18 protein-coding genes are annotated in these 19,156 nt (G+C 75.3%); 9 read left to right on the forward strand and 9 right to left on the reverse strand.

Annotated features, from left to right (window positions below):
* Positions 1–23 precede the first annotated feature (23 nt).
* Positions 24–653 (reverse strand): hypothetical protein, encoded by a 630-nt coding sequence (locus ACIF8T_RS28505; RefSeq protein ID WP_400038970.1) that lies wholly within the window; start codon positions 651–653, stop codon positions 24–26.
* A gap of 92 nt (positions 654–745) precedes the next feature.
* A complete protein-coding gene (locus ACIF8T_RS28510) occupies positions 746–1,954 on the reverse strand; it encodes a pyridoxal phosphate-dependent aminotransferase (protein ID WP_400038971.1) in 1,209 nt (402 codons plus the stop codon).
* An 88-nt stretch (positions 1,955–2,042) separates the two neighbouring features.
* Here ACIF8T_RS28510 and ACIF8T_RS28515 point away from each other — a divergent pair, with 88 nt between their 5' ends.
* Entirely contained in the window at positions 2,043–2,669 is a 627-nt protein-coding gene (locus ACIF8T_RS28515) for a winged helix-turn-helix transcriptional regulator (RefSeq protein ID WP_400038972.1), read from the forward strand.
* 86 nt (positions 2,670–2,755) lie between these two features.
* Here the strand turns inward: ACIF8T_RS28515 and ACIF8T_RS28520 are convergent, their stop codons facing one another.
* Genes ACIF8T_RS28520 through ACIF8T_RS28530 form a run of 3 tightly spaced genes read right to left on the reverse strand, consistent with a single transcriptional unit; the run spans position 2,756 to position 6,369 of the window.
* A complete protein-coding gene (locus tag ACIF8T_RS28520) occupies positions 2,756–3,550 on the reverse strand; it encodes a hypothetical protein (RefSeq protein ID WP_400038973.1) in 795 nt (264 codons plus the stop codon).
* The gene (locus tag ACIF8T_RS28525) at positions 3,550–4,830 is read right to left on the reverse strand and encodes a VWA domain-containing protein (RefSeq protein ID WP_400038974.1); all 1,281 of its coding nucleotides are present in this window, start codon (positions 4,828–4,830) and stop codon (positions 3,550–3,552) included. The genes ACIF8T_RS28520 and ACIF8T_RS28525 overlap by 1 nt, the downstream gene beginning before the upstream one ends.
* Before the next feature lie 45 nt (positions 4,831–4,875).
* Positions 4,876–6,369 (reverse strand): IucA/IucC family protein, encoded by a 1,494-nt coding sequence (locus ACIF8T_RS28530; protein ID WP_400038975.1) that lies wholly within the window; start codon positions 6,367–6,369, stop codon positions 4,876–4,878.
* 93 nt (positions 6,370–6,462) lie between these two features.
* Here ACIF8T_RS28530 and ACIF8T_RS28535 point away from each other — a divergent pair, with 93 nt between their 5' ends.
* The 3 genes from ACIF8T_RS28535 to ACIF8T_RS28545 are packed head-to-tail and all read left to right on the forward strand — an operon-like array spanning position 6,463 to position 9,244.
* Entirely contained in the window at positions 6,463–8,016 is a 1,554-nt protein-coding gene (locus ACIF8T_RS28535) for an IucA/IucC family protein (protein ID WP_400038976.1), read from the forward strand.
* Between the two features lie 41 nt (positions 8,017–8,057).
* Positions 8,058–8,972, forward strand: a complete 915-nt coding sequence (locus ACIF8T_RS28540) for a HipA family kinase (protein WP_400038977.1) — start codon at positions 8,058–8,060, stop codon at positions 8,970–8,972.
* A complete protein-coding gene (locus ACIF8T_RS28545) occupies positions 8,969–9,244 on the forward strand; it encodes a SelT/SelW/SelH family protein (protein ID WP_400038978.1) in 276 nt (91 codons plus the stop codon). The genes ACIF8T_RS28540 and ACIF8T_RS28545 overlap by 4 nt, the downstream gene beginning before the upstream one ends.
* Positions 9,245–9,247: 3 nt before the next feature.
* Here the strand turns inward: ACIF8T_RS28545 and aceB are convergent, their stop codons facing one another.
* On the reverse strand, positions 9,248–10,873 hold the full coding sequence (gene aceB / locus ACIF8T_RS28550; protein ID WP_400038979.1) for a malate synthase A: 1,626 nt from the start codon (positions 10,871–10,873) through the stop codon (positions 9,248–9,250).
* Positions 10,874–11,093: 220 nt separating this feature from the next.
* On the reverse strand, positions 11,094–11,708 hold the full coding sequence (locus tag ACIF8T_RS28555; RefSeq protein WP_400038980.1) for an NTP transferase domain-containing protein: 615 nt from the start codon (positions 11,706–11,708) through the stop codon (positions 11,094–11,096).
* A gap of 278 nt (positions 11,709–11,986) precedes the next feature.
* Between ACIF8T_RS28555 and ACIF8T_RS28560 the strand changes: the two genes are divergently transcribed.
* The gene (locus ACIF8T_RS28560) at positions 11,987–12,247 is read left to right on the forward strand and encodes a DUF5955 family protein (protein ID WP_400038981.1); all 261 of its coding nucleotides are present in this window, start codon (positions 11,987–11,989) and stop codon (positions 12,245–12,247) included.
* Positions 12,248–12,418: 171 nt separating this feature from the next.
* Here ACIF8T_RS28560 and ACIF8T_RS28565 read toward each other — a convergent pair whose 3' ends face one another.
* A complete protein-coding gene (locus ACIF8T_RS28565) occupies positions 12,419–13,222 on the reverse strand; it encodes an IclR family transcriptional regulator (protein WP_400038982.1) in 804 nt (267 codons plus the stop codon).
* 255 nt (positions 13,223–13,477) lie between these two features.
* Between ACIF8T_RS28565 and allB the strand changes: the two genes are divergently transcribed.
* Both allB and alc read left to right on the forward strand, forming a co-directional pair.
* Positions 13,478–14,815: an allantoinase AllB gene (gene allB, locus ACIF8T_RS28570; RefSeq protein ID WP_400038983.1), complete on the forward strand. Its 1,338-nt coding sequence runs from the start codon at positions 13,478–13,480 to the stop codon at positions 14,813–14,815.
* A 65-nt stretch (positions 14,816–14,880) separates the two neighbouring features.
* On the forward strand, positions 14,881–15,996 hold the full coding sequence (gene alc / locus ACIF8T_RS28575) for an allantoicase (RefSeq protein WP_400038984.1): 1,116 nt from the start codon (positions 14,881–14,883) through the stop codon (positions 15,994–15,996).
* Positions 15,997–16,056: 60 nt separating this feature from the next.
* Here alc and ACIF8T_RS28580 read toward each other — a convergent pair whose 3' ends face one another.
* Positions 16,057–16,821, reverse strand: coding sequence for an SDR family oxidoreductase (locus ACIF8T_RS28580; RefSeq protein ID WP_400038985.1), 765 nt, complete (start codon positions 16,819–16,821; stop codon positions 16,057–16,059).
* Between the two features lie 603 nt (positions 16,822–17,424).
* Here ACIF8T_RS28580 and ACIF8T_RS28585 point away from each other — a divergent pair.
* Together ACIF8T_RS28585 and ACIF8T_RS28590 are read left to right on the forward strand one after the other, a co-directional pair.
* A complete protein-coding gene (locus ACIF8T_RS28585; RefSeq protein WP_400038986.1) occupies positions 17,425–18,051 on the forward strand; it encodes a dihydrofolate reductase family protein in 627 nt (208 codons plus the stop codon).
* A 188-nt stretch (positions 18,052–18,239) separates the two neighbouring features.
* Positions 18,240–19,145 carry a DMT family transporter gene (locus ACIF8T_RS28590; protein WP_400038987.1) on the forward strand — a complete coding sequence of 302 codons (906 nt, stop codon included), beginning with the start codon at positions 18,240–18,242 and terminating at the stop codon, positions 19,143–19,145.
* Positions 19,146–19,156: the final 11 nt, after the last annotated feature.

Here is a 19,156-nt window from a genome sequence, read left to right on the forward strand (position 1 = left end):
CCGTCGATCCTGGCACGCGGCCGCTACGTCCGTCTCGGCGACGCCAGCAGATAGCGGGCCCGCGTGCGCGGGTCGGTGTGCTCGCCCACCTGCCATCCGGCCCGCTCCAGCGTCGCCGCGCAGGCCCGCAGGGCCGTGCCGTCCCCCGCGTGCACGGCGACGGCCTCCGGCTGCGGGGTCTCCCGCACCCGGTAGCCGTCCGCCCGCGGGTCCGCGGGGCGGTGGCCGTCCGCCTCCAGGGCCAGCGCCGCGGCCTGCACCAGGTGCGTGCGCTCCCAGCCGCAGGGCCGGTCCGTGGCGCCGTCGGTGTTCGTCATCCGGCGCAGCTCCAGCAGCCCCTGCCAGGCGCTGTGCACCTCGCGCCGCCGCGCCGGACCCGGGTCCGCGGGCGACGGCTCGTCGCCGGTCCGCGCGGCGAAGACACCGCCGGTCCCGGGATCCTGTCCGGCGGGCTCGGGGCGCAGGCCGATCCCCTGCCGGACCCGGTGTCCCTCCGGTGTCAGGAAGTGGTCGTGCGGCGGCCGCGGGTGCCGGAAGGCCAGGCCCTGCCGCACCAGCGCGGCGAGCTGGGCCGGCGTGCCCTTCAGCCGTCCGGTCACGGGGTCGGCGGCGTCGACGACCCGCCGCTGCGCGGCGGTGGGCGGTCGGGTCACGGCGTGCTCCTTCCAGGACCTGGTGCGCACGGGCGGGCGCGGGTCCCACGCTACGACCCGGGTCCGACAACCGGCCCCGCCGCCGGTGCCGCCTACTGCCGGTAGCCGCTCAGGAACCGCCCGATCCGCCCGATCGCCGCCTCCAGGTCGTCGGCGTGGGGGAGGGTCAGGATGCGGAAGTGGTCGGGGGCGGGCCAGTTGAAGCCGGTGCCCTGCACCACCTGGATCTTCTCCCGCAGCAGCAGGTCCAGGACGAACTTCTCGTCGTCGTGGATCCTGTGCACCTTGGGGTCCAGGCGCGGGAAGGCGTACAGGGCGCCCTTGGGCTTCACGCACGACACGCCGGGGATCTCGTTGAGCTTCTCCCACGCCACGTTCCGCTGCTCGTGCAGCCGCCCGCCCGGCGCGGTCAACTCGCGGATGGACTGCCGGCCGCCGAGCGCGGCCTGGATGGCGTACTGGGCGGGCGCGTTGGCGCACAGCCGCATGGAGGCCAGCATGGTCAGGCCCTCCAGGTAGTCCCTGGCGTGCTGCCGGGGCCCGGTCACCACCAGCCAGCCGGAGCGGAAGCCCGCCACCCGGTACGTCTTGGACAGGCCGCAGAAGGTGAGGACCACCAGGTCGGGGGCGAGTGCGGCGGCCGAGTGGTGCACGGCGTCGTCGTAGAGGATCTGGTCGTAGATCTCGTCGGCGAAGACCATCAGGCCGTGGCGGCGGGCGAGGTCGAGGACGCCCTCGACGACCTCCTTCGGGTAGACGGCACCGGTGGGGTTGTTGGGGTTGATCAGGACGACGGCCTTCGTGCGGTCCGTGATCTTGGAGGCCATGTCGTCGAGGTCCGGGTACCACTCGGCCTGCTCGTCGCACAGGTAGTGCACGGCCCTGCCGCCCGCGAGGGTCGTCACGGCCGTCCAGAGCGGGAAGTCCGGGGCCGGGATCAGGATCTCGTCGCCGTCCTCGACCAGGGCCTGGACGGCCATCGAGACCAGCTCGGAGACGCCGTTGCCCAGGAAGACGTCGTCGACGTCGACCTCCAGGCCGAGCGTCTGGTAGCGCTGGGCCACGGCGCGGCGGGCGGAGAGCACACCGCGCGAGTCGGTGTAGCCGTGCGCCCGCGGCAGCATGCGGATCATGTCCTGGAGGATCTCCTCCGGCGCCTCGAACCCGAACAGCGCGGGGTTGCCGGTGTTCAGGCGGAGCACGCTGTGGCCCGCCTCCTCCAGCGCGTCGGCGTGCTCGATCACCGGGCCCCGGATCTCGTAACAGACCTCGCTGAGCTTGCTCGACTGCCGGAACTCCATGCGCCGCCACCCTCTTCGGTATCTGGTGTTGCTTGGTTTTACCAAGTGAGAGCTTGGAAAGTCCAACAACTTGTCTAGACTGCGTCGCATGCCACCTCGCCGAAGCTACGACCAGTACTGCTCCGCCGCCCGCGCGCTCGACGTCGTCGGCGACCGCTGGACCCTGCTGATCGTCCGGGAGTTGCTGGCCGGTCCGCGCCGCTACACCGACCTGCACGCGGACCTGCCGGGCGTCAGCACGGACGTACTGGCCTCCCGGCTGAAGGACATGGAGCGCGACGGCCTCGCCGTCCGGCGCCGGCTGCCGCCGCCCGGGGCCGTCTTCGTGTACGAACTGACCGGCCGTGGGCGGGAGTTGCTGCCGGTGCTCCAGGCGCTGGGGGAGTGGGGACGGGCCGAGCTGGGCGAGCGGCGGCCCACGGACGCGGTGCGGGCCCACTGGTTCGCGCTGCCCCTGCTGCGCGCGCTGGAGGGCGGGGGAGTGGTGGAAGTCCGGCTGGAGGAAGGCGACTTCCACGTGTACGCGGGATCCGGGGACGGCCCCGTGTACGGCGACGGCCCCGCCCCCGGGGAGCCCGACGCACGGCTGGTCCTGGACACCGGCACCTGCACGGCCATCGCCCGCGGGGAGCTGCGCCTGGCCGACGCCGTGCGCGACGGGCGCGTCGAGGTGACCGGCGACGGCCCGGCCGCCAAGGCCCTGCGGGAGGGCTGAGCCGCACCCGGAGCGAACCGCACCCGGAGACGGCGGAAGGCCCGCACGGGGCGGGCCTTCCGACGTGACGTCACCTCGGGGAGGGGTCAGGGCCGCGGCGGCCGCCCCGATCCGCGCGTCAGCGCGTACCCGCCGACACCCGCCAGCGCGGCCAGCGCGCCGCCCGCCGCGGTCCACACCCAGCGGTCGGACCACCAGCCCGACGCCCAGCCGCCGTCCGGCTCGACGGCCGACAGGACGGCCGGCGTCCCGGAGTCCGTCTCCTCCGCCTCCTCCGTCTCCATCGCGACGCCCGGCACCAGCGGCTCGGCCAGCGAGCCGTCCACCGCCGCCGCCCCGCCCATGTCCTCGGAGTCGGCCCGCACCTCGGCGTCGACCCGGAGACCCCGGTCGGAGGCCGGGAGGCCCACCGCCGTCAGCCGGACGTAGTACGTGCCCGGCAACGGGTCGTTCGCCCACGGCTCCGACCAGGCACGGACCGTGCGCAGCACGCAGGCCAGCTCCACGGAGGACGCGTCCGCCGCCGCGGTGCGCGTGTTCGCCCCGTACTGGCAGGCCTGGCGGCGGCGCAGCCCGTCGTACACGTCGAGCTGCCAGGTCTCGGCGGCGTGCGTGTCCGGGAGCCTCACGGTGGCGCGGACGGTGGGGCGCCGGCCCGCGTCCGCCGGGAACGACCAGTACAGGTAGTCGCCCGCGGACGCGCGCGCCGTGGCCCGCTGTCCCTGGTCGATCTCCGTCGCCGTACGGAACGACGTGCCGGCCCGGGTCGGCGCCGCGTCGCCGTCCGAGGCGCCCGGTGACGGCGACGCGTCGGCCGCGGCGGGTCCCGCGGCCGGTCCGAGCGCGAGCAGGGCCGCGCCCACCACACCAGCGATACGCATCAGTTGGTCCTCCAGACGGCGACGCGCCAGCGCGACAGCCAGCCCCAGACGAGACCGGCGAGGAAGCCGGCCAGGATCAGCGTGCCGAGCAGCCACCAGCCGCGGCCCAGCCCGAAGGAGGCCACGTCGCCCGCCCGGTCCGGACCGTCCACGACGTCGACGGTCAGCTCCAGCGGCAGACCGGGCGTGGTCTGCACCCCGGGGGCCGCCGAGAAGGAGGTGGTCACCGCCAGGCACACGGCCTCCGCGGCGGGCTTGCCGTCGCCGGTGTCGGCGTCCTCGCGCTCGGGCCTGGGATACCTCAGCCCCGTGGAGATCACGTCGGTGCGGCCGTTGCCCGCCGCCTCGCCGCGCACGATCTCCCGGCCGTGCACCGTCACGGCCCGCAGCAGCACCCCGTAGTCCGGGCGCACGGCCCGGTCGGCGGCGACGCTCACCGAGGCGCGCAGCTCCTGGCCCGGCAGGACGTCCACGCGGTACCAGCGCTGCTGCCCGAACTCCTCGCGGTCGGTGTACAGGCCGGACGTCAGCGTCGGGGCCCCGGTGCACCGCGCGCCGCCCTCGGTCGCCACCGGCGTCACCACCGGCTCGGCGGCCCGGTCCACCAACTCGTTGACCCGGTCGGTGAGTTCGTCCTGGTGCTCGACCGAGGTGTAGGTGCCGCCGGTCGCCTCGGCGATGCAGCTGAGCTGCCGGCTCAGCTTGGCGGTCGGCACCAGGCCCAGGGTGTCGATGGTCAGGCCGATGCCCTTGGCCGCGATCTCCCGGGCCACCTCGCACGGGTCGAGCGGCGCGCAGGTGTCCTCGCCGTCGCTGATGAGCACGATCCGCTTGGAGCCGTTGCCGCCCTCCAGGTCGTCGGCGGCCTTCAGCAGGGCGGGGCCGATCGGCGTCCAGCCCGTCGGGGTGAGCGTGGCCACCGCCGTCTTGGCCTCGGTGCGGTCCAGCGGGCCGACCGGGTAGAGCTGCGCGGTGTCCTTGCAGCCCGTCCTGCGGTCGTCGCCCGCGTAGTCCGCGCCGAGCGTGCGGATGCCGAGCTCGACCTCCTCCGGTGTCGCGTCGAGCACCTCGTTGAACGCCTGCTTGGCCGCGGCCATGCGGGACCGGCCGTCGATGTCGCGGGCCCGCATCGAGCCGCTCACGTCGAGGACCAGGTCGACCTTGGGCGCGTCCTGGCCCGTGGGTTCACCGGCGGCCGCCCCGGCCGGGAGGACCAGCCCGGCCGCCAGCGCGGCGAGCAGGGCACCGGCCCCTGCCACCAGCCGTGTTCTTGTGATCATCGGGGGATCTTATGGAGCGGGGGTGCCGCGTTCCAAAACGCGGTGTCAGCGCAGGGGGTTGGGCAGTTCGGCCCACAGGTCCCCGGCCCGTCCGGGCGACAGGCGCATCAGCGTCAGCGCCTTCGCCGGGAGCGGGTCGTCGCGCAGGGCCGCCAGACCGGGGGTCCCGGGCAGGTCCCGCACGGCCGTCCCCAGCGCCTCGCGCAGCGCCGCGCCCGAGCCCGCCGTCCCGGCCAGCGCGCCCGCCACCAGGGAGCCGAACAGCTTGCGGCGCAGCGTCCGTTCGTCGTCCGTGACCATGCGGCCGGGCAGACCGGGCACCGGGATGCCGTGCCGGGCCAGGCGGGACGGGGAGACCCGGATGTCGGCCAGGTCGCGGTAGACCAGCCGCCGCGGCTCGCCCGACGGCGACAGCACCACCAGCAGGTTCTGGCCGTGCGCCTCCAGGGCCACACCCAGCTCCAGCAGCCGCAGCCCCACCGTGAGGGCGAGCCGCGCGAAACCGGCCGTCCAGCCGGGCGTGCGCGGCAGCCCGGTCGTGGCCAGCGCCGCCACCGGAACCACCCGTTCCCCGGCCGCCGCGTACCGCTGCGGCGACTCGCGCAGCACCGCCGCGAGGTCGGGGGAACCCGCCGCGGCGGCGCCCAGCGTGCGGGTGACGTGCAGCAGCCCGTCCGTGCGCGCGGCCACCGCCTGCCCGAAGTCCGACAGCACCGCGGACGCGGCGACCGAGCCCAGCGAGATGTCCCGCACCGACGAGGTCAGTCGCGCGCTGAGCGCGGTCTTCACGTGCGGCCCGTCCGGCAGCGCCAGCGTCCGCAGCGCCATCAGCGGATGCGCGGCGAGCCGCTCCTCGCAGCTCCGCTTCAGCACGTGCGCCGCCTGCCACGGATGCACCGGGATCACCACCCGGCCCGCCGCCCGCAGCGCCTCCGGCCACGCGCCCGCCACCAGGCACTCCCCGGCCGGGACCGGCACCAGCCCCAGCTCCACGACCGGCCCGTGCTCCGGCCCGTACGCCAGCTGCTCGGCCACCGAGAAGCCGGGCCGGGAACGGCAGGCGGGGTGGAAGGGGTGCCCGTCCACCACCCGCTGCTCCCACTCCCAGTCCCGGCCGGGCCACTCCTGCGGGTGATCCGGCTGGCCGGCCCGCGACAGCGCCAGCGAGGCGACGCTGTGCCCGAGTTCGGCGGCGAAGGCCGCCGCGTGCGGTACGGCCAGGTCCGCCATCAGCCGTGCGGGGTCGTCGTACTCCGTCCCGTCGAGCCGTACGGCGGTGACGTACGCGCCGGTCGCGTACGGGTCCGGGTGCGGGCCGTGCAGCCGGCGGCCGTCGGAGAGCCGCAGGACCAGACCGTCCCGGGCCGGCGCGCGGCCGGTCACCCAGGGCAGCGGCTCGTGCGACAGGCCGCGCCACAGCCGGGACAGCACGGCCGCGCGGGCGCCCGGCAGCGCGGCCGCGTACCGCTGCACGAGACCGGGGCGCACGGCGGCCAGCTCGTCGGCCACCTCGGCCTCGGCGGTGGGGGGACGGTGCACGGGCGGGCTCCTCGGGTACGAATAGGGCGTCACGGGGGAGGGACGCCGACCGACATACTGATCATCCCCGCCCGGACAGACCACAGGGAACGAGTGGAACGCGTGGACCTCATGCCCCCGCCCGCCGCCGACGACGCCGCCCGGCGCGCCGACGTCGCCGAGCGCGCCGACGCGTACGCGGCCGTGCCGCTGCTGAACTGCCTGCTGCGGGAGGTCGCGGAACCGGTGCGGGGCCCCGGCGCGGCGGCCGTCGCCCGCCCGGCGGACGACCGCCGCGTGTACCGGCTGCCCGGCGGCGACCGGCTGCTGCGGGTGCGCGGCACCCGGCGGCCCGCCGAGCCGGAGCTGTACGCCGCGGGCCGCTGGCGGCGCATCGGCCATCCGGAACTGGTCGAGCTCGTCGCCGAGGAACTGCGCCGGCACACCGGTCTGTCCAACCACGAACTGCCCGCCGAGATGTCCGACAGCCGGGACGCGGTGGCCGCCCTGCTGGCCGCCCGCGCCCGCGCCACCCCGCCCGGCGACCCCTACCTGCGCTCCGAGCAGTCCCTGCTCACCGGCCACACCCACCACCCCGCCCCCAAGGCCCGCGGCGGCGGCCCGGCCGCCGGCTGGCTGCCGTACGCGCCCGAGGCGCACGCCCGTTTCCCCCTGGTGCTGCTCGGCCTGCGCGCGGACACGGTCGTCGAGGAGGGCGACACCTCGGCCCTCGACTCCCTCGGCACCGCCCCGCCCGGCTACCGGCTGCTGCCCGCCCACCCCTGGCAACTGGACCTGGTCGGACCGAAGCTGACGGAGGCGTTCGCCGACGGCAGGCTCCTGCGGCTGGGCACCACCGCCTTCGACGCCTGGCCCACGGCCGCGATCCGCACCCTGTACGCGCCCGGCCGCGACCTGTTCCTGAAGTTCAGCCTCGACGTGCGCATCACCAACGACATCCGCCGGCTGTGGCGCCACGACCTGCGCAGGCTGCGCCGCACCGACGAGGCCGCCGCCCGGGCCTTCGCGGCGATGCGGGGCCCGGCCGCCTGGCTGGGCGACCGGGGCTACCGCACCGCCGGCTTCGCCCACGAGGAACTGGCCGTCCTCGTCCGCGACGGCTTCGCCGGGCACCTGCTGCCCGGCGCGACGCCGCTGCTCGCCGCCGGGCTGGTGGAGGGCTTCGACGGCAGCCCGCTCGACCGCGCCGCGGACCCGGCGGCCTGGTGGGAGGCGTACCTGGCCCAGGTCGTCCCGCCGGCCCTGACCGCGTTCGCCGAGCACGGCGTCGTCCTGGAGGCGCACCTGCAGAACACCCTGGTCGCCGTCGACCCCGCCGGTACGCCCGTGCAGGCGCTGTTCCGGGACGCCGAGGGCGTGAAGCTGCTGCCGGAGGTGGCGCGGGCCGCCGGCTGGGAGCGGCTGGTGTACTGCCTGGTCGTCAACCACCTCGTCGAGGTGGCCGGGGCCCTCGCCGAACGCCACCGCGGCCTCGACCCCTGGCCCGCCGTCCGCCGCGCCCTGGCCCGCCACGGCCTGCCCGAGGCACGGGCCCTGCTCACCGCCCCCACCCTGCCCGGCAAGACCAACCTGCTGCTGCGCTGGACGGGCGCGGACGGCGCCGACGCACGCTACCTGCCGCTGCCCAACCCGCTGGCCGGGCCGTGAGGACGATCAGCGCACCGGAGGTCTCCCGTACCCTTGCCGGTGTGCTGCGCGACGTGACCGCTGTTCGCTACGTGACCCCGCTGAGGTCGGGCGGCTCCGTGCCCGGAGTCGTCGAGGCCGACGACCTGGGGACGTACGTCGTGAAGTTCACCGGCTCCGCGCAGGGCCGCAAGGCGCTGGTCGCCGAGGTGATCGTGGGGGAGCTGGCCCGGGCCCTCGGCCTGCGCTTCCCGGAGCTGGTCCTCGTGCACTTCGATCCGGCGATCGCCGCGCACGAGCCGCACCAGGAGGTGCGGGAGCTGCACGCCTCCAGCGCGGGCGTCAACCTCGGCATGGACTGGCTGCCGGGCGCGCGGGACTTCACCCCGGAGGTCGCGGAGACCTTCCGCGTCGACCCGCTGGAGGCCGGGCGGATCGTCTGGCTGGACGCCCTCACCGTGAACGTCGACCGCACCGTGCACAGCTCCAACCTCATGCTCTGGCCGACGTTCGGCACCGCGCCGCCGCGGCTGTGGCTCATCGACCACGGCGCCGCGCTCGTCTTCCACCACCGCTGGGACGCCTCGGCGCCGGAGAAGGCCTACGACTTCCGCCACCACGCGCTCGGCCACTACGGGCCCGACGTCCGGGCGGCGGACGCGGACCTGGCGCCCCGGGTCACCGAGGAGCTGCTGCGCGCGGTCGTGGCGGAGGTCCCCGACGCCTGGCTCGCCGGGGAGGAGGGCTTCGCCACGCCGGACGAGGTCCGCGACGCGTACGTCCGGTACCTCCACGCGCGGGTGCGGGCCTCCGCCGCCTGGCTGCCCACCGACTTCCCCTCCCCGGAGGAACGGGCCGCGGAGGAGACCCGGCGGGCACGGAAGACCCGGCAGGGACGGCCGGACTGGCTCAAGCGGGTCCCGGACCTGCACGGCAAGCCGGCCGCGGAACAGGATTGGTCGGTGCACCTGGGATGACGGACGTCCAGCGCGTGGAGATCGAGTACTGCACGCAGTGCCGCTGGCTGCCGCGCGCGGCCTGGCTGGCGCAGGAACTGCTGACGACCTTCGAGGCCGAGCTGACGGAGCTGTCCCTGAAGCCCGGCACGGGCGGCGTCTTCGTCGTCCGGGTCAACGACGAGGTGGTGTGGGACCGCCGCGAGCAGGGCTTCCCGGAGCCGACGGCCGTGAAGAAGGCCGTACGCGACCGAGTGGCCCCGGGCAGGTCCCTGGGCCACTCGGAGCGCTGAGCGTCAGCCCCGGAGCTGCTCGTACGCCGGCAGCGTCAGGAAGTCCGCGTAGTCCTCGTCGAGGGCGACCTTCAGCAGCAGGTCGTGGGCCTGCCGCCAGGTGCCGGCGGCGAAGGCCTCCGCGCCGGTCTCGGCCTCGACGGCGGCCAGTTCCTCGGCGGCGACCTTGCGGACGAGGTCGGCGGTGACCCGCTCGCCGTTGTCCAGGACGACGCCGGCGTTGATCCACTGCCAGATCTGGGAGCGGGAGATCTCGGCGGTGGCCGCGTCCTCCATCAGGTTGAAGATGGCGACCGCGCCGAGGCCGCGCAGCCACGCCTCGATGTAGCGGATGCCGACCTGCACGGCGTTGACCAGGCCCGCGTACGTCGGCCTGGCGTCGAGGGAGTCGATCGCGAGGAGGTCGGCCGCCGTGACCCGCACGTCCTCGCGCAGCCGGTCCTTCTGGTGGGGCTTGTCGCCGAGGACCCGGTCGAAGGACTCCATGGCGATCGGCACCAGGTCGGGGTGGGCGACCCAGGAGCCGTCGAAGCCGTCGTTCGCCTCGCGGTCCTTGTCGGCGCGGACCTTCTCGAAGGCGACCTTGTTGACCTCGGCGTCCTTGCGGGACGGGATGAACGCCGCCATGCCGCCGATCGCGTGCGCGCCGCGCTTGTGACAGGTGCGCACGAGCAGTTCGGTGTACGCCCGCATGAACGGGGCGGTCATCGTCACCGCGTTGCGGTCCGGCAGCACGAACCGCTCGCCGCCGTCCCGGAAGTTCTTGACGAGGGAGAACAGGTAGTCCCAGCGGCCGGCGTTCAGCCCGGAGGCGTGGTCGCGCAGTTCGTAGAGGATCTCCTCCATCTCGTACGCGGCCGTGATCGTCTCGATCAGGACGGTGGCGCGGACGGTGCCCTGCGGGATGCCGACGTGGTCCTGGGCGAAGACGAAGATCTCGTTCCAGAGGCGGGCCTCCAGGTGCGACTCGGTCTTCGGCAGGTAGAAGTACGGGCCCTTGCCGAGGTCGAGCAGGCGCCGGGCGTTGTGGAAGAAGTACAGCCCGAAGTCGACCAGGGCGCCGGGGACCTGACGGCCGTCGCCGTCGACGAGGTGACGCTCGTCCAGGTGCCAGCCGCGCGGCCGCATGACGACGGTCGCCAGTTCCTCGTCCGGGCGCAGGGCGTACGACTTGCCGGTGCGTTCGTCCGTGAAGTCGATGTTCCGGGTGTACGCGTCGATCAGGTTGAGCTGACCGAGGACCACGTTCTCCCAGGTGGGCGCGGAGGCGTCCTCGAAGTCGGCGAGCCAGACCCTCGCGCCCGAGTTGAGCGCGTTGATGGTCATCTTGCGGTCGGTGGGGCCGGTGATCTCGACGCGGCGGTCGTTCAGGGCGTCCGGGGCGGGGGCGACCCGCCAGGAGTCGTCCGCGCGGATCGCGGCGGTCTCCGGGAGGAAGTCGAGGGTGCAGGTGCGGGCGATCTCGGCGCGGCGCCGCGCGCGGCGGGCGAGGAGCTCGTCACGCCGGGGCGTGAACCGGCGGTGCAGCTCGGCCACGAAGGCGAGCGCCGCGTCGGTGAGGACCTCCTCCTGCCGGGGCAGGGGCTCGGCGTCGACGACGGCCAGCGGGGACGGCGCTGGTGCGGACATGAACGGTCACTTCCTTCAGCGAGCCTGGCACCGGGTGCCAGTTTTCCCGGGGATGACGGAGAACGCCCGGAATGCGGGTCCCCTGCTCGGGCGAGGCCGAGACCTCGGGGAAGGGCGCTTCTGGTGAGTGGATATTAGTTTCCTCATGGTGGAAGTTCAATGGTTTGTTGATGTCGAGATTCTCCGGGTCGAGGAAAGGCGGCGCCCGGTGCCACCCCGTTCACTCCAGGTGGACCAGGTCTTCCGGCGTGTCGATGTCGTACGCCCGCGCCACGTCCCCGCACTCGACGAGCCGCACCGCCTCCTCGTGCTCCTTCAGGTAGGCGCGTGCCCCCCGGTCGCCGGTGGCGGTCGCGCGGATCCCGGCCCAGTGCGCGGCGCCGAAGAGCACCGGGTGGCCGCGCACGCCGTCGTAGGCGGCCGAGACCAGCGACTCCTCCGACCGGTACGCGGCGAGGACCCGGGTCACCGCCTCGGGGCCGATGCCGGGCTGGTCGACCAGGAAGACCAGCGCGGCCCGGCTGTCCGTCCCGGCGAGGGAGCCGAGCCCGGCCCGCAGCGACGAGCCCATGCCCCGCGCCCAGTCCGGGTTGTCGACCAGGACGCAGCCCGCGAGCGCCGCCCGGGCGCGCACCTCCTCCGCCCGGGCGCCCAGCACCACGTGGACCCGTGCGCAGCCGCCCTCGCGCAGGACCCGTACGGCGTGCTCCACGAGCGGCCGTCCGCGGTGCTCCAGCAGGGCCTTGGGTCGCCCGCCGAGCCGCCGTCCGCCTCCCGCGGCCAGCAGCAGCCCCGCCACGGCGCGTGTCCCTGAAGTCGCCTCCGGTGTCCTCATGCGTCCTGCATACCCCACCGGCCCGCCGCGCCGGGCACCCGCGGCCCCGGATGGCATGGTCACGCTGAGGAGCAACCCGGTGACGCTGCGGACTGGCGCGGGACGGCCGGAGTGGCGTTAACTGTCGCTCCACCGGTGAGTCCGGGCGGCCGGCGCCCGGGCGGGGAGAGGCGCCGGGTCGGTGACGCGCGGGCGGCGTGCGGAGGGGGCGGACTGTGTTGCGGAGCGCGGAACAGGGGCGGCAGGGGACTGCGACCGGCGGCGGCGAGGACCCGCGGGTGACGGGGCTGCGCTCCGCGGTGGCCCGGCTGCGTCGGCAACTCGCCGCCCATCCAGGGGAGTTCGCCGACCGGGGCATCGCCGAGGAGGAACTCGCCGCACTGGCCGCGACGGCCGCCGGCGGCACTCCCGAGATCCCGGGCCTGCGCCGCTCCCTGCTGCTCGTCGCGGGCGCGATCGGCTCGGTGAGCGCCCTGTCGCCGGCCCTGTCCGACCTGCGCGAGGCGGTCGACCTCTTCGCGGACCCGGAACGGCGCTGAGCCCCGCGGCCGTCCGGCCGGAGGGCGACGCCCCGAAGGGGCACGGGGAACCGCGCGCTCGGCCCGGCAGGGATCGCCCGCATCCACGCCCCGCACCCCTACGGCGCCGGGGCGTCCCGCGCGCCACGGCGGGGCCGGACGGCGACCGGCCCGCTCAACCGCCGGACGGCGTCACGCCGCCGGCCCGTTGGAGCCGGCCAGCGCCTCCGACAGTTCCGCCGCCACCTGCTGGAGCGCCGGGACGATCTTCTCCACGGCCTCCTCCGTGACCCGGCCCGCCGGACCGGAGATGGAGATGGCCGCCGCGGTGGGGGAGTCGGGCACGGGGACCGCGAGGCAGCGGACCCCCATCTCCTGCTCGTTGTCGTCGATGGCGTAGCCCTGCCGGCGCACGTCCTCCAGGGCCGCGAGGAAGCCCTCCGGGGTGGTGATCGTCCTGTCCGTCGCGGCGGGCATGCCGGTGCGGGTGAGCAGGGCCCGGACCTCCTCCGGCGGGAACCCGGCGAGCAGGGCCTTGCCCACGCCCGTGGAGTGCGGCAGGACGCGGCGGCCGACCTCGGTGAACATGCGCATGGAGTGCTTGGAGGGCACCTGCGCCACGTACACGATCTCGTCGCCGTCCAGCAGCGCCATGTTCGCCGTCTCGCCGGTCTCCTCGACCAGGCGGGCCAGGTACGGGCGGGCCCACGTGCCCAGCAGCCGGGCGGCGGACTCGCCGAGCCGGATCAGGCGCGGGCCGAGCGCGTACCGCCGGTTGGGCTGCTGACGCACGTACCCGCAGGCCACCAGCGTGCGCATGAGGCGGTGGATGGTCGGCAGGGGCAGCCCGCTGCTCGCGGACAGCTCGCTCAGGCCGACCTCGCCGCCCGCGTCCGCCATCCGTTCGAGCAGGTCGAAGGCGCGCTCCAGGGACTGGACGCCGCCGCTCGCGGAGGACCGGGCGGAGTCGGTGGTGCTGGCGCTGGACGTCGGCACGGCGCGTTCCTTTCGACACATGCGGGAAGGGCAGAAGCCTACCCGGCGGCCGGTCGACCGCCCGTTGGTACGGAGCTACGTTCTACTTGACGGAATTTTAATTCCGTCTTGTGAAAACATCCAGAGTCGGTGTGCGGGGCGCGCCCGCGCCCGGTGCGCCCTTGACGGCGCGGGGACGGGGGTGAAGACTCCTTCAACAGAACGTTGAAATTCCGTGCTGTGCGGCGTGCACGAACTGCTGCGAGAGGGGTCCGGGTGTCCGACGCTGAACTGGTGCTGCGCTCGACGCGCGTCATCACTCCGGAGGGGACGCGCGCCGCGTCGGTCGCGGTCGCCGGCGGCACGATCACGGCCGTCCTCCCCTACGACGCGCCCGTCCCCGGCGGCGCCCGCCTGGAGGACCTCGGCGACCACGTCCTGCTGCCCGGCCTGGTCGACACCCACGTGCACGTCAACGACCCCGGCCGCACCGAGTGGGAGGGCTTCTGGACCGCCACCCGCGCCGCGGCGGCCGGCGGCATCACCACCCTCGTCGACATGCCGCTCAACTCCCTCCCGCCCACCACGACGGTCGAGCACCTGCGGACCAAGCAGCGGGTCGCCGCCGACAAGGCGCACGTCGACGTCGGCTTCTGGGGCGGCGCCCTGCCGGACAACGTCAAGGACCTGCGCCCGCTGCACGAGGCCGGCGTCTTCGGCTTCAAGGCGTTCCTGTCGCCGTCGGGCGTGGAGGAGTTCCCGCACCTCGACCAGGACCGGCTGGCCCGCACCATGGCGGAGATCGCCGCCTTCGACGGGCTGCTGATCGTCCACGCGGAGGACCCGCACCACCTGGCCGCCGCGCCGCAGCACGGCGGCCCCCGGTACGCCGACTTCCTCGCCAGCCGCCCGCGCGACGCCGAGGACACCGCCGTCGCCACGCTCCTCGCGCAGGCCGCACGCCTCCACGCGCGCGTGCACGTCCTGCACCTGTCCTCCGGCGACGCGCTGCCGCTGATCGCCGCGGCGCGGGCCGACGGCGTACGCGTCACCGTCGAGACCTGCCCCCACTACCTCACCCTGACCGCCGAGGAGGTCCCGGACGGCGCCAGCGAGTTCAAGTGCTGCCCGCCCATCCGCGAGGCCGCCAACCAGGACCTGCTCTGGCAGGCCCTGGCGGACGGCACCATCGACTGCGTCGTCACCGACCACTCCCCGTCCACGGCCGACCTGAAGACCGGCGACTTCGCCACCGCCTGGGGCGGCATCTCCGGCCTCCAGCTGAGCCTGTCCGCGGTGTGGACCGAGGCCCGCAGGCGGGGCCACGGCCTGGAGGACGTGGTCCGCTGGATGTCCGCGCGCACCGCCGGCCTGGTGGGGCTGCGGCACAAGGGCGCCATCGAGGCGGGCCGCGACGCCGACTTCGCCGTCCTCGCCCCCGACGAGACCTTCACCGTCGACCCGGCCGCCCTCCAGCACCGCAACCGCGTCACGGCGTACGCGGGCCGGACCCTGTACGGCGTGGTCAAGTCCACCTGGCTGCGCGGGCAGCGCGTCGTCGCGGACGGCGTGTTCACCGAGCCGAAGGGGCGGCTGCTCACCCGCACCCCGTGAGGAGGCCGCCCCCTCCCCGACCACCCCGGCACCGGCCGGCTCCCGAAAGGCAGGACCAGATCACCGTGACGGCGACCGAGAACTTCACCGGCGACGCGAACCCCTACGGAGGCGGCGACCCGTACGCGGACTACCGCACCGCCGACTTCCCCTTCACCCACCACGCGAACCTCGCCGACCGGCGGCTCGGCGCCGGGGTCATCGCCGCCAACGACGAGTTCTTCGCCCAGCGCGAGAACCTGCTGCTGCCCGGGCGCGCCGAGTTCGACCCCGAGCACTTCGGGCACAAGGGCAAGATCATGGACGGCTGGGAGACCCGGCGGCGCCGCGGCGCCTCCGCCGACCACCCCTGGCCGGCGGCCGAGGACCACGACTGGGCGCTGATCCGCCTCGGCGCGCCCGGCGTCGTCCGCGGCATCGTCGTGGACACCGCCCACTTCCGCGGCAACTACCCGCAGGCGGTGTCCGTCGAGGGCACGTCCGTGCCGGGCTCCCCGTCCCCGGAGGAACTGCTCTCCGACCGGGTGAAGTGGACGACGCTGGTGCCGCGCACCCCGGTCGGCGGCCACGCGGCCAACGGCTTCGAGGTCGCCGTCGAGCAGCGCTTCACCCACCTGCGCGTCAACCAGCACCCCGACGGCGGCATCGCCCGCCTGCGCGCGTACGGCGAGGTCGTCCCCGATCCGGCGTGGCTGGAGGTGCTCGGCACCTTCGACGTCGTCGCCCTGGAGAACGGCGGCAGCGTCGAGGACGCGTCCGACCTCTTCTACTCGCCGGCCACGAACACCGTCCAGCCGGGCCGCTCCCGCAAGATGGACGACGGCTGGGAGACCCGGCGCCGCCGCGACCGGGGCCACGACTGGATCCGCTACCGGCTCGCCGCCCGGGCGCGGATCCGCGCGATCGAGATCGACACCGCCTACCTCAAGGGCAACAGCGCCGGGTGGGCGTCGGTCTCGGTACGGGACGGCGGGACCGGCGACTGGCGCGAGGTCCTGCCCCGCACCCGCCTCCAGCCCGACACCGACCACCGCTTCGTGCTGCCGGAGCCCGCCGTCGGCACGCACGCGCGCGTGGACATCTTCCCCGACGGCGGCATCTCCCGCCTGCGCCTGTTCGGCTCCCTGACCGAGGACGGCGCCGCGCGGCTCGCCGCCCGCCACCGGGAGCTGGGCGGCTGACCCGGTCCCGGCCCGCGCGGGGCGCACCGGCCCGGACGGTGCCGGTGCGCCCCGCGCGTCTCACGCCGCGTGGCCGCCGTCCACGGCGAACTCCGCGCCCGTGACGTAGGCGGCCGAGGCGAGGTGGGCGACGGTGGCCGCCACCTCGTCGGCCGTGCCGAAGCGGCCGAGCGCGGTGAGCGCCGCCTGGCCGGCCGCGTACGGCCCGTCGGCCGGGTTCATGTCGGTGTCGGTCGGACCGGGGTGGACGATGTTCGCCGTGATCCCGCGCGGGCCCAGCTCCCGTGCCAGGGCCTTGGTCAGCCCGACCAGCGCCGCCTTGCTCATCGTGTACAGCGTCCCGCCGGGGCCGGGGACCCGCTGGGTCATGCAGGTGCCGATGGTGATGATCCGGCCGCCGGGCCCCATCCGGGCGGCGGCCGCCCGGGAGGCCAGGAAGACGCCGCGCACGTTCACCGCGAGGACCCGGTCGACGTCGGCGGCCGACAGGGTCTCCAGCGGGCCCAGCACGCCCACGCCCACGTTGTTCACCAGCACGTCCAGCCCGCCGAGCGCCTGCGCGGCGCGCTCCACCGCCCCGGCCGCCTCCGCCGCGTCGGCGCCGTCCGCGCGCAGCGCCACCGCCCGGCGCCCCAGCGCCTCCACCGCCCGGACGACCTCCTGGGCCGCCTCCTTGCCGTCGAGATAGGTGACGGCCACGTCCGCGCCGTCCCGGGCCAGTCGCAGGGCGGTCGCGGCGCCGATGCCGCGGCTGCCGCCGGTCACGAGGGCCACCTTGCCGTCGAGGGCCGGCTGCGAGAAGCCGGCTGTCTCCTGAGAAGTCATGCGTCCATCCCAGCGCCCGCCGGCCCGGGACGCTGGCGGCGAACGGACACCTGCCTCGCGGCCACGCCCCGGAACCCGCCCCCGGCTCCCGGGCTCTCCCCGCGTGCCCCTTCGGCAAGGGCTCGTCGGCAACGCCATGCCGAGGCGGTCGCCGGCCTGCGGCCGGGGCGGACGGCGCACCGCGAGGCCGGCCAGGTCCTTGTCAGGACGCCGAACGCGACCACGGAGACCCGGCTGACCGGCCCGTCGGGCGGCGGGCAGCAGGCCGGGGGCGGCCCGGGCGGCGGCAGGGGCCTGCTGCGCCAGGCCGTGGGCACGGCCCCGCGGACCGGCCGGCGGGTCCTGCCGGGCGAGTCGGCCGCGTTCCCGTACCGCATCGCGGGGGACGGCGAGGGCCGCGGCATCCTCCGGTCCCTCACCCACCACCGGGAGCCTCGCCGACGCCCCGGGAAGGGCCCGGGGCGGCGACCGGCAGGGCCCCGCGGGGCGGACCGTTCCCGGCGCACACCGGGTGAGGTCGCCGCGCCGCCGATGAGTCGCGGGCGCGGACGGAGTCTGAGCTGATGACAACGGACCATCCCGAGCCCGGAAGAAGGCCACGCCATGGGCAAGCTCGTCCTCACCACCTTCCTCACCCTCGACGGCGTCTACCAGGCCCCCGGCGGACCGTCCGAGGACACCCGCGACGGATTCGACCAGGGCGGCTGGAGCGTCCCCTACGGCGACGAGGACTTCGTCCGGTTCGTGACCGGCGTCTTCGACCGCGCGGGCGCCTTCCTCCTCGGCCGCGTCACCTACGACATCTTCGCCGCGCACTGGCCGAGGGTGACCGACCCGGACGACCCGATCGCGGCCAGGCTGAACGGCCTGCCCAAGTACGTCGCCTCCACCACCCTCACCGACCCCGGCTGGGCGGGCACGACCGTCCTCGGCGGCGACCTCGCCGCGGAGGTCGCCGCCCTGAAGGAGCGCACCGACGGCGAGCTCCAGATCCACGGCAGCGGCGCCCTCGCGCGGTCCCTGCTGGCCCGGGACCTGGTCGACACCGTCCACCTGCTGACCTTCCCGGTCGTGCTGGGCGCCGGGCGCCGCCTCTTCCCGGAGGGCGCCGTACCGACCGCGTTCCGGCACACCGGCGGGCAGGTCACCGGGGCGGGCGTCTCCGTCCAGTCCTACGACCTGGCGGGGCGTCCGGAGTACGGCTCCTACCAGCTGCCGGAGAACACGTAGACGGGGTGCCGCGCGCCGCGCGCCGCGTGCCGCGTGGCCCCGGGGGGAGCGGCGGGAGGCGGCCGGCGGGGCGCGCGGGGCGGCCGCGCGAAAAATGTAGCCGCCACGCACCGGCCCGAGTACCGTGATCGCGCCCCGCGGGAGCCGCCGACGTCTCCACGCCCGCCCCAGCCCTGGAGACCGTCGCCATGTCGTCGATCGCCGTACCCGGCGCCCTCGCGCCCCGCCGCGCCTGGCTCACCGACCTGCCCGTCCTGCTCGTCGCCGTGGTCTGGGGCGCGAGCTACCTCGCCGCCAAGGACATCACCACCGCGCGGACCGTCGTCGCCGTCCTGGTGCTGCGCTTCGCGCTCGTCCTGCCGGCGCTGGCGCTCGCCGCGCACCGCTCCCTGCGCGCGCTGACGGCCGCGCAGTGGCGCGGGGCCGGACTCCTCGGGCTCGTCCTGAGCGGCATCTTCCTGCTGGAGACCTACGGCGTCGTCCACACCTCGGCGACCAACGCGGGCCTCATCATCAGCCTCACGATGATCCTCACCCCGCTCGCCGAGGCCGCCGTCACCCGCACCCGCCCCTCCCGCGCCTTCCTCGGCGCGGCCGGCCTGTCCGTGCTCGGCGTCGTCCTGCTCACCCAGGGCGGCGGTGTCACCCGGCCCTCCCTCGGCGACCTGCTGATGCTGCTCGCCGCCGTCGCCCGCACGGTGCACGTCCTGGCGATGGCACGCCTCAAGGCCGTCCGAGGGGCCGACGCGCTGTCCCTGACCACCGTCCAACTGGGCGCGGCGGTCGCCGTGTTCGCGGTGCTGTCGGCCGGTGCCGAGACCACCCCGTGGGGCGTGGCGGCGGGCTTCGGGCCGCGGGAGTGGGCCGGGCTGCTGTTCCTGTCCGCCTTCTGCACGCTGTTCGCCTTCTTCGTGCAGATGTGGGCGGTCCGCCGCACCTCTCCGTCCCGGGTCAGCCTGCTGCTCGGCACCGAGCCGCTGTGGGCCGCGGCGGCCGGCATCCTGATCGGCGGCGAACGGCTCGCGGCGCTCGGACTGCTGGGGGGCGCCCTGGTGCTGGTGGGGACGGCGTGGGGGCGCAGGGCGGCGGGTTAACTCCGCGCGAA

This window comes from Streptomyces sp. NPDC085946 (genome assembly GCF_044540485.1).
Lineage (GTDB): Bacteria > Actinomycetota > Actinomycetes > Streptomycetales > Streptomycetaceae > Streptomyces.

Bases quoted from the DNA above. Each gene is read 5' to 3' on its own strand.
- ACIF8T_RS28520 (WP_400038973.1), bottom strand. From the start codon at position 3,550: ATGCGTATCGCTGGTGTGGTGGGCGCGGCCCTGCTCGCGCTCGGACCG.
- ACIF8T_RS28590 (WP_400038987.1), top strand. From the start codon at position 18,240: ATGTCGTCGATCGCCGTACCCGGCGCCCTCGCGCCCCGCCGCGCCTGG.
- ACIF8T_RS28580 (WP_400038985.1), bottom strand. From the start codon at position 16,821: ATGACTTCTCAGGAGACAGCCGGCTTCTCGCAGCCGGCCCTCGACGGC.
- ACIF8T_RS28545 (WP_400038978.1), top strand. From the start codon at position 8,969: ATGACGGACGTCCAGCGCGTGGAGATCGAGTACTGCACGCAGTGCCGC.
- ACIF8T_RS28555 (WP_400038980.1), bottom strand. From the start codon at position 11,708: ATGAGGACACCGGAGGCGACTTCAGGGACACGCGCCGTGGCGGGGCTG.
- aceB (WP_400038979.1), bottom strand. From the start codon at position 10,873: ATGTCCGCACCAGCGCCGTCCCCGCTGGCCGTCGTCGACGCCGAGCCC.
- ACIF8T_RS28585 (WP_400038986.1), top strand. From the start codon at position 17,425: ATGGGCAAGCTCGTCCTCACCACCTTCCTCACCCTCGACGGCGTCTAC.
- ACIF8T_RS28515 (WP_400038972.1), top strand. From the start codon at position 2,043: ATGCCACCTCGCCGAAGCTACGACCAGTACTGCTCCGCCGCCCGCGCG.
- ACIF8T_RS28510 (WP_400038971.1), bottom strand. From the start codon at position 1,954: ATGGAGTTCCGGCAGTCGAGCAAGCTCAGCGAGGTCTGTTACGAGATC.
- ACIF8T_RS28525 (WP_400038974.1), bottom strand. From the start codon at position 4,830: ATGATCACAAGAACACGGCTGGTGGCAGGGGCCGGTGCCCTGCTCGCC.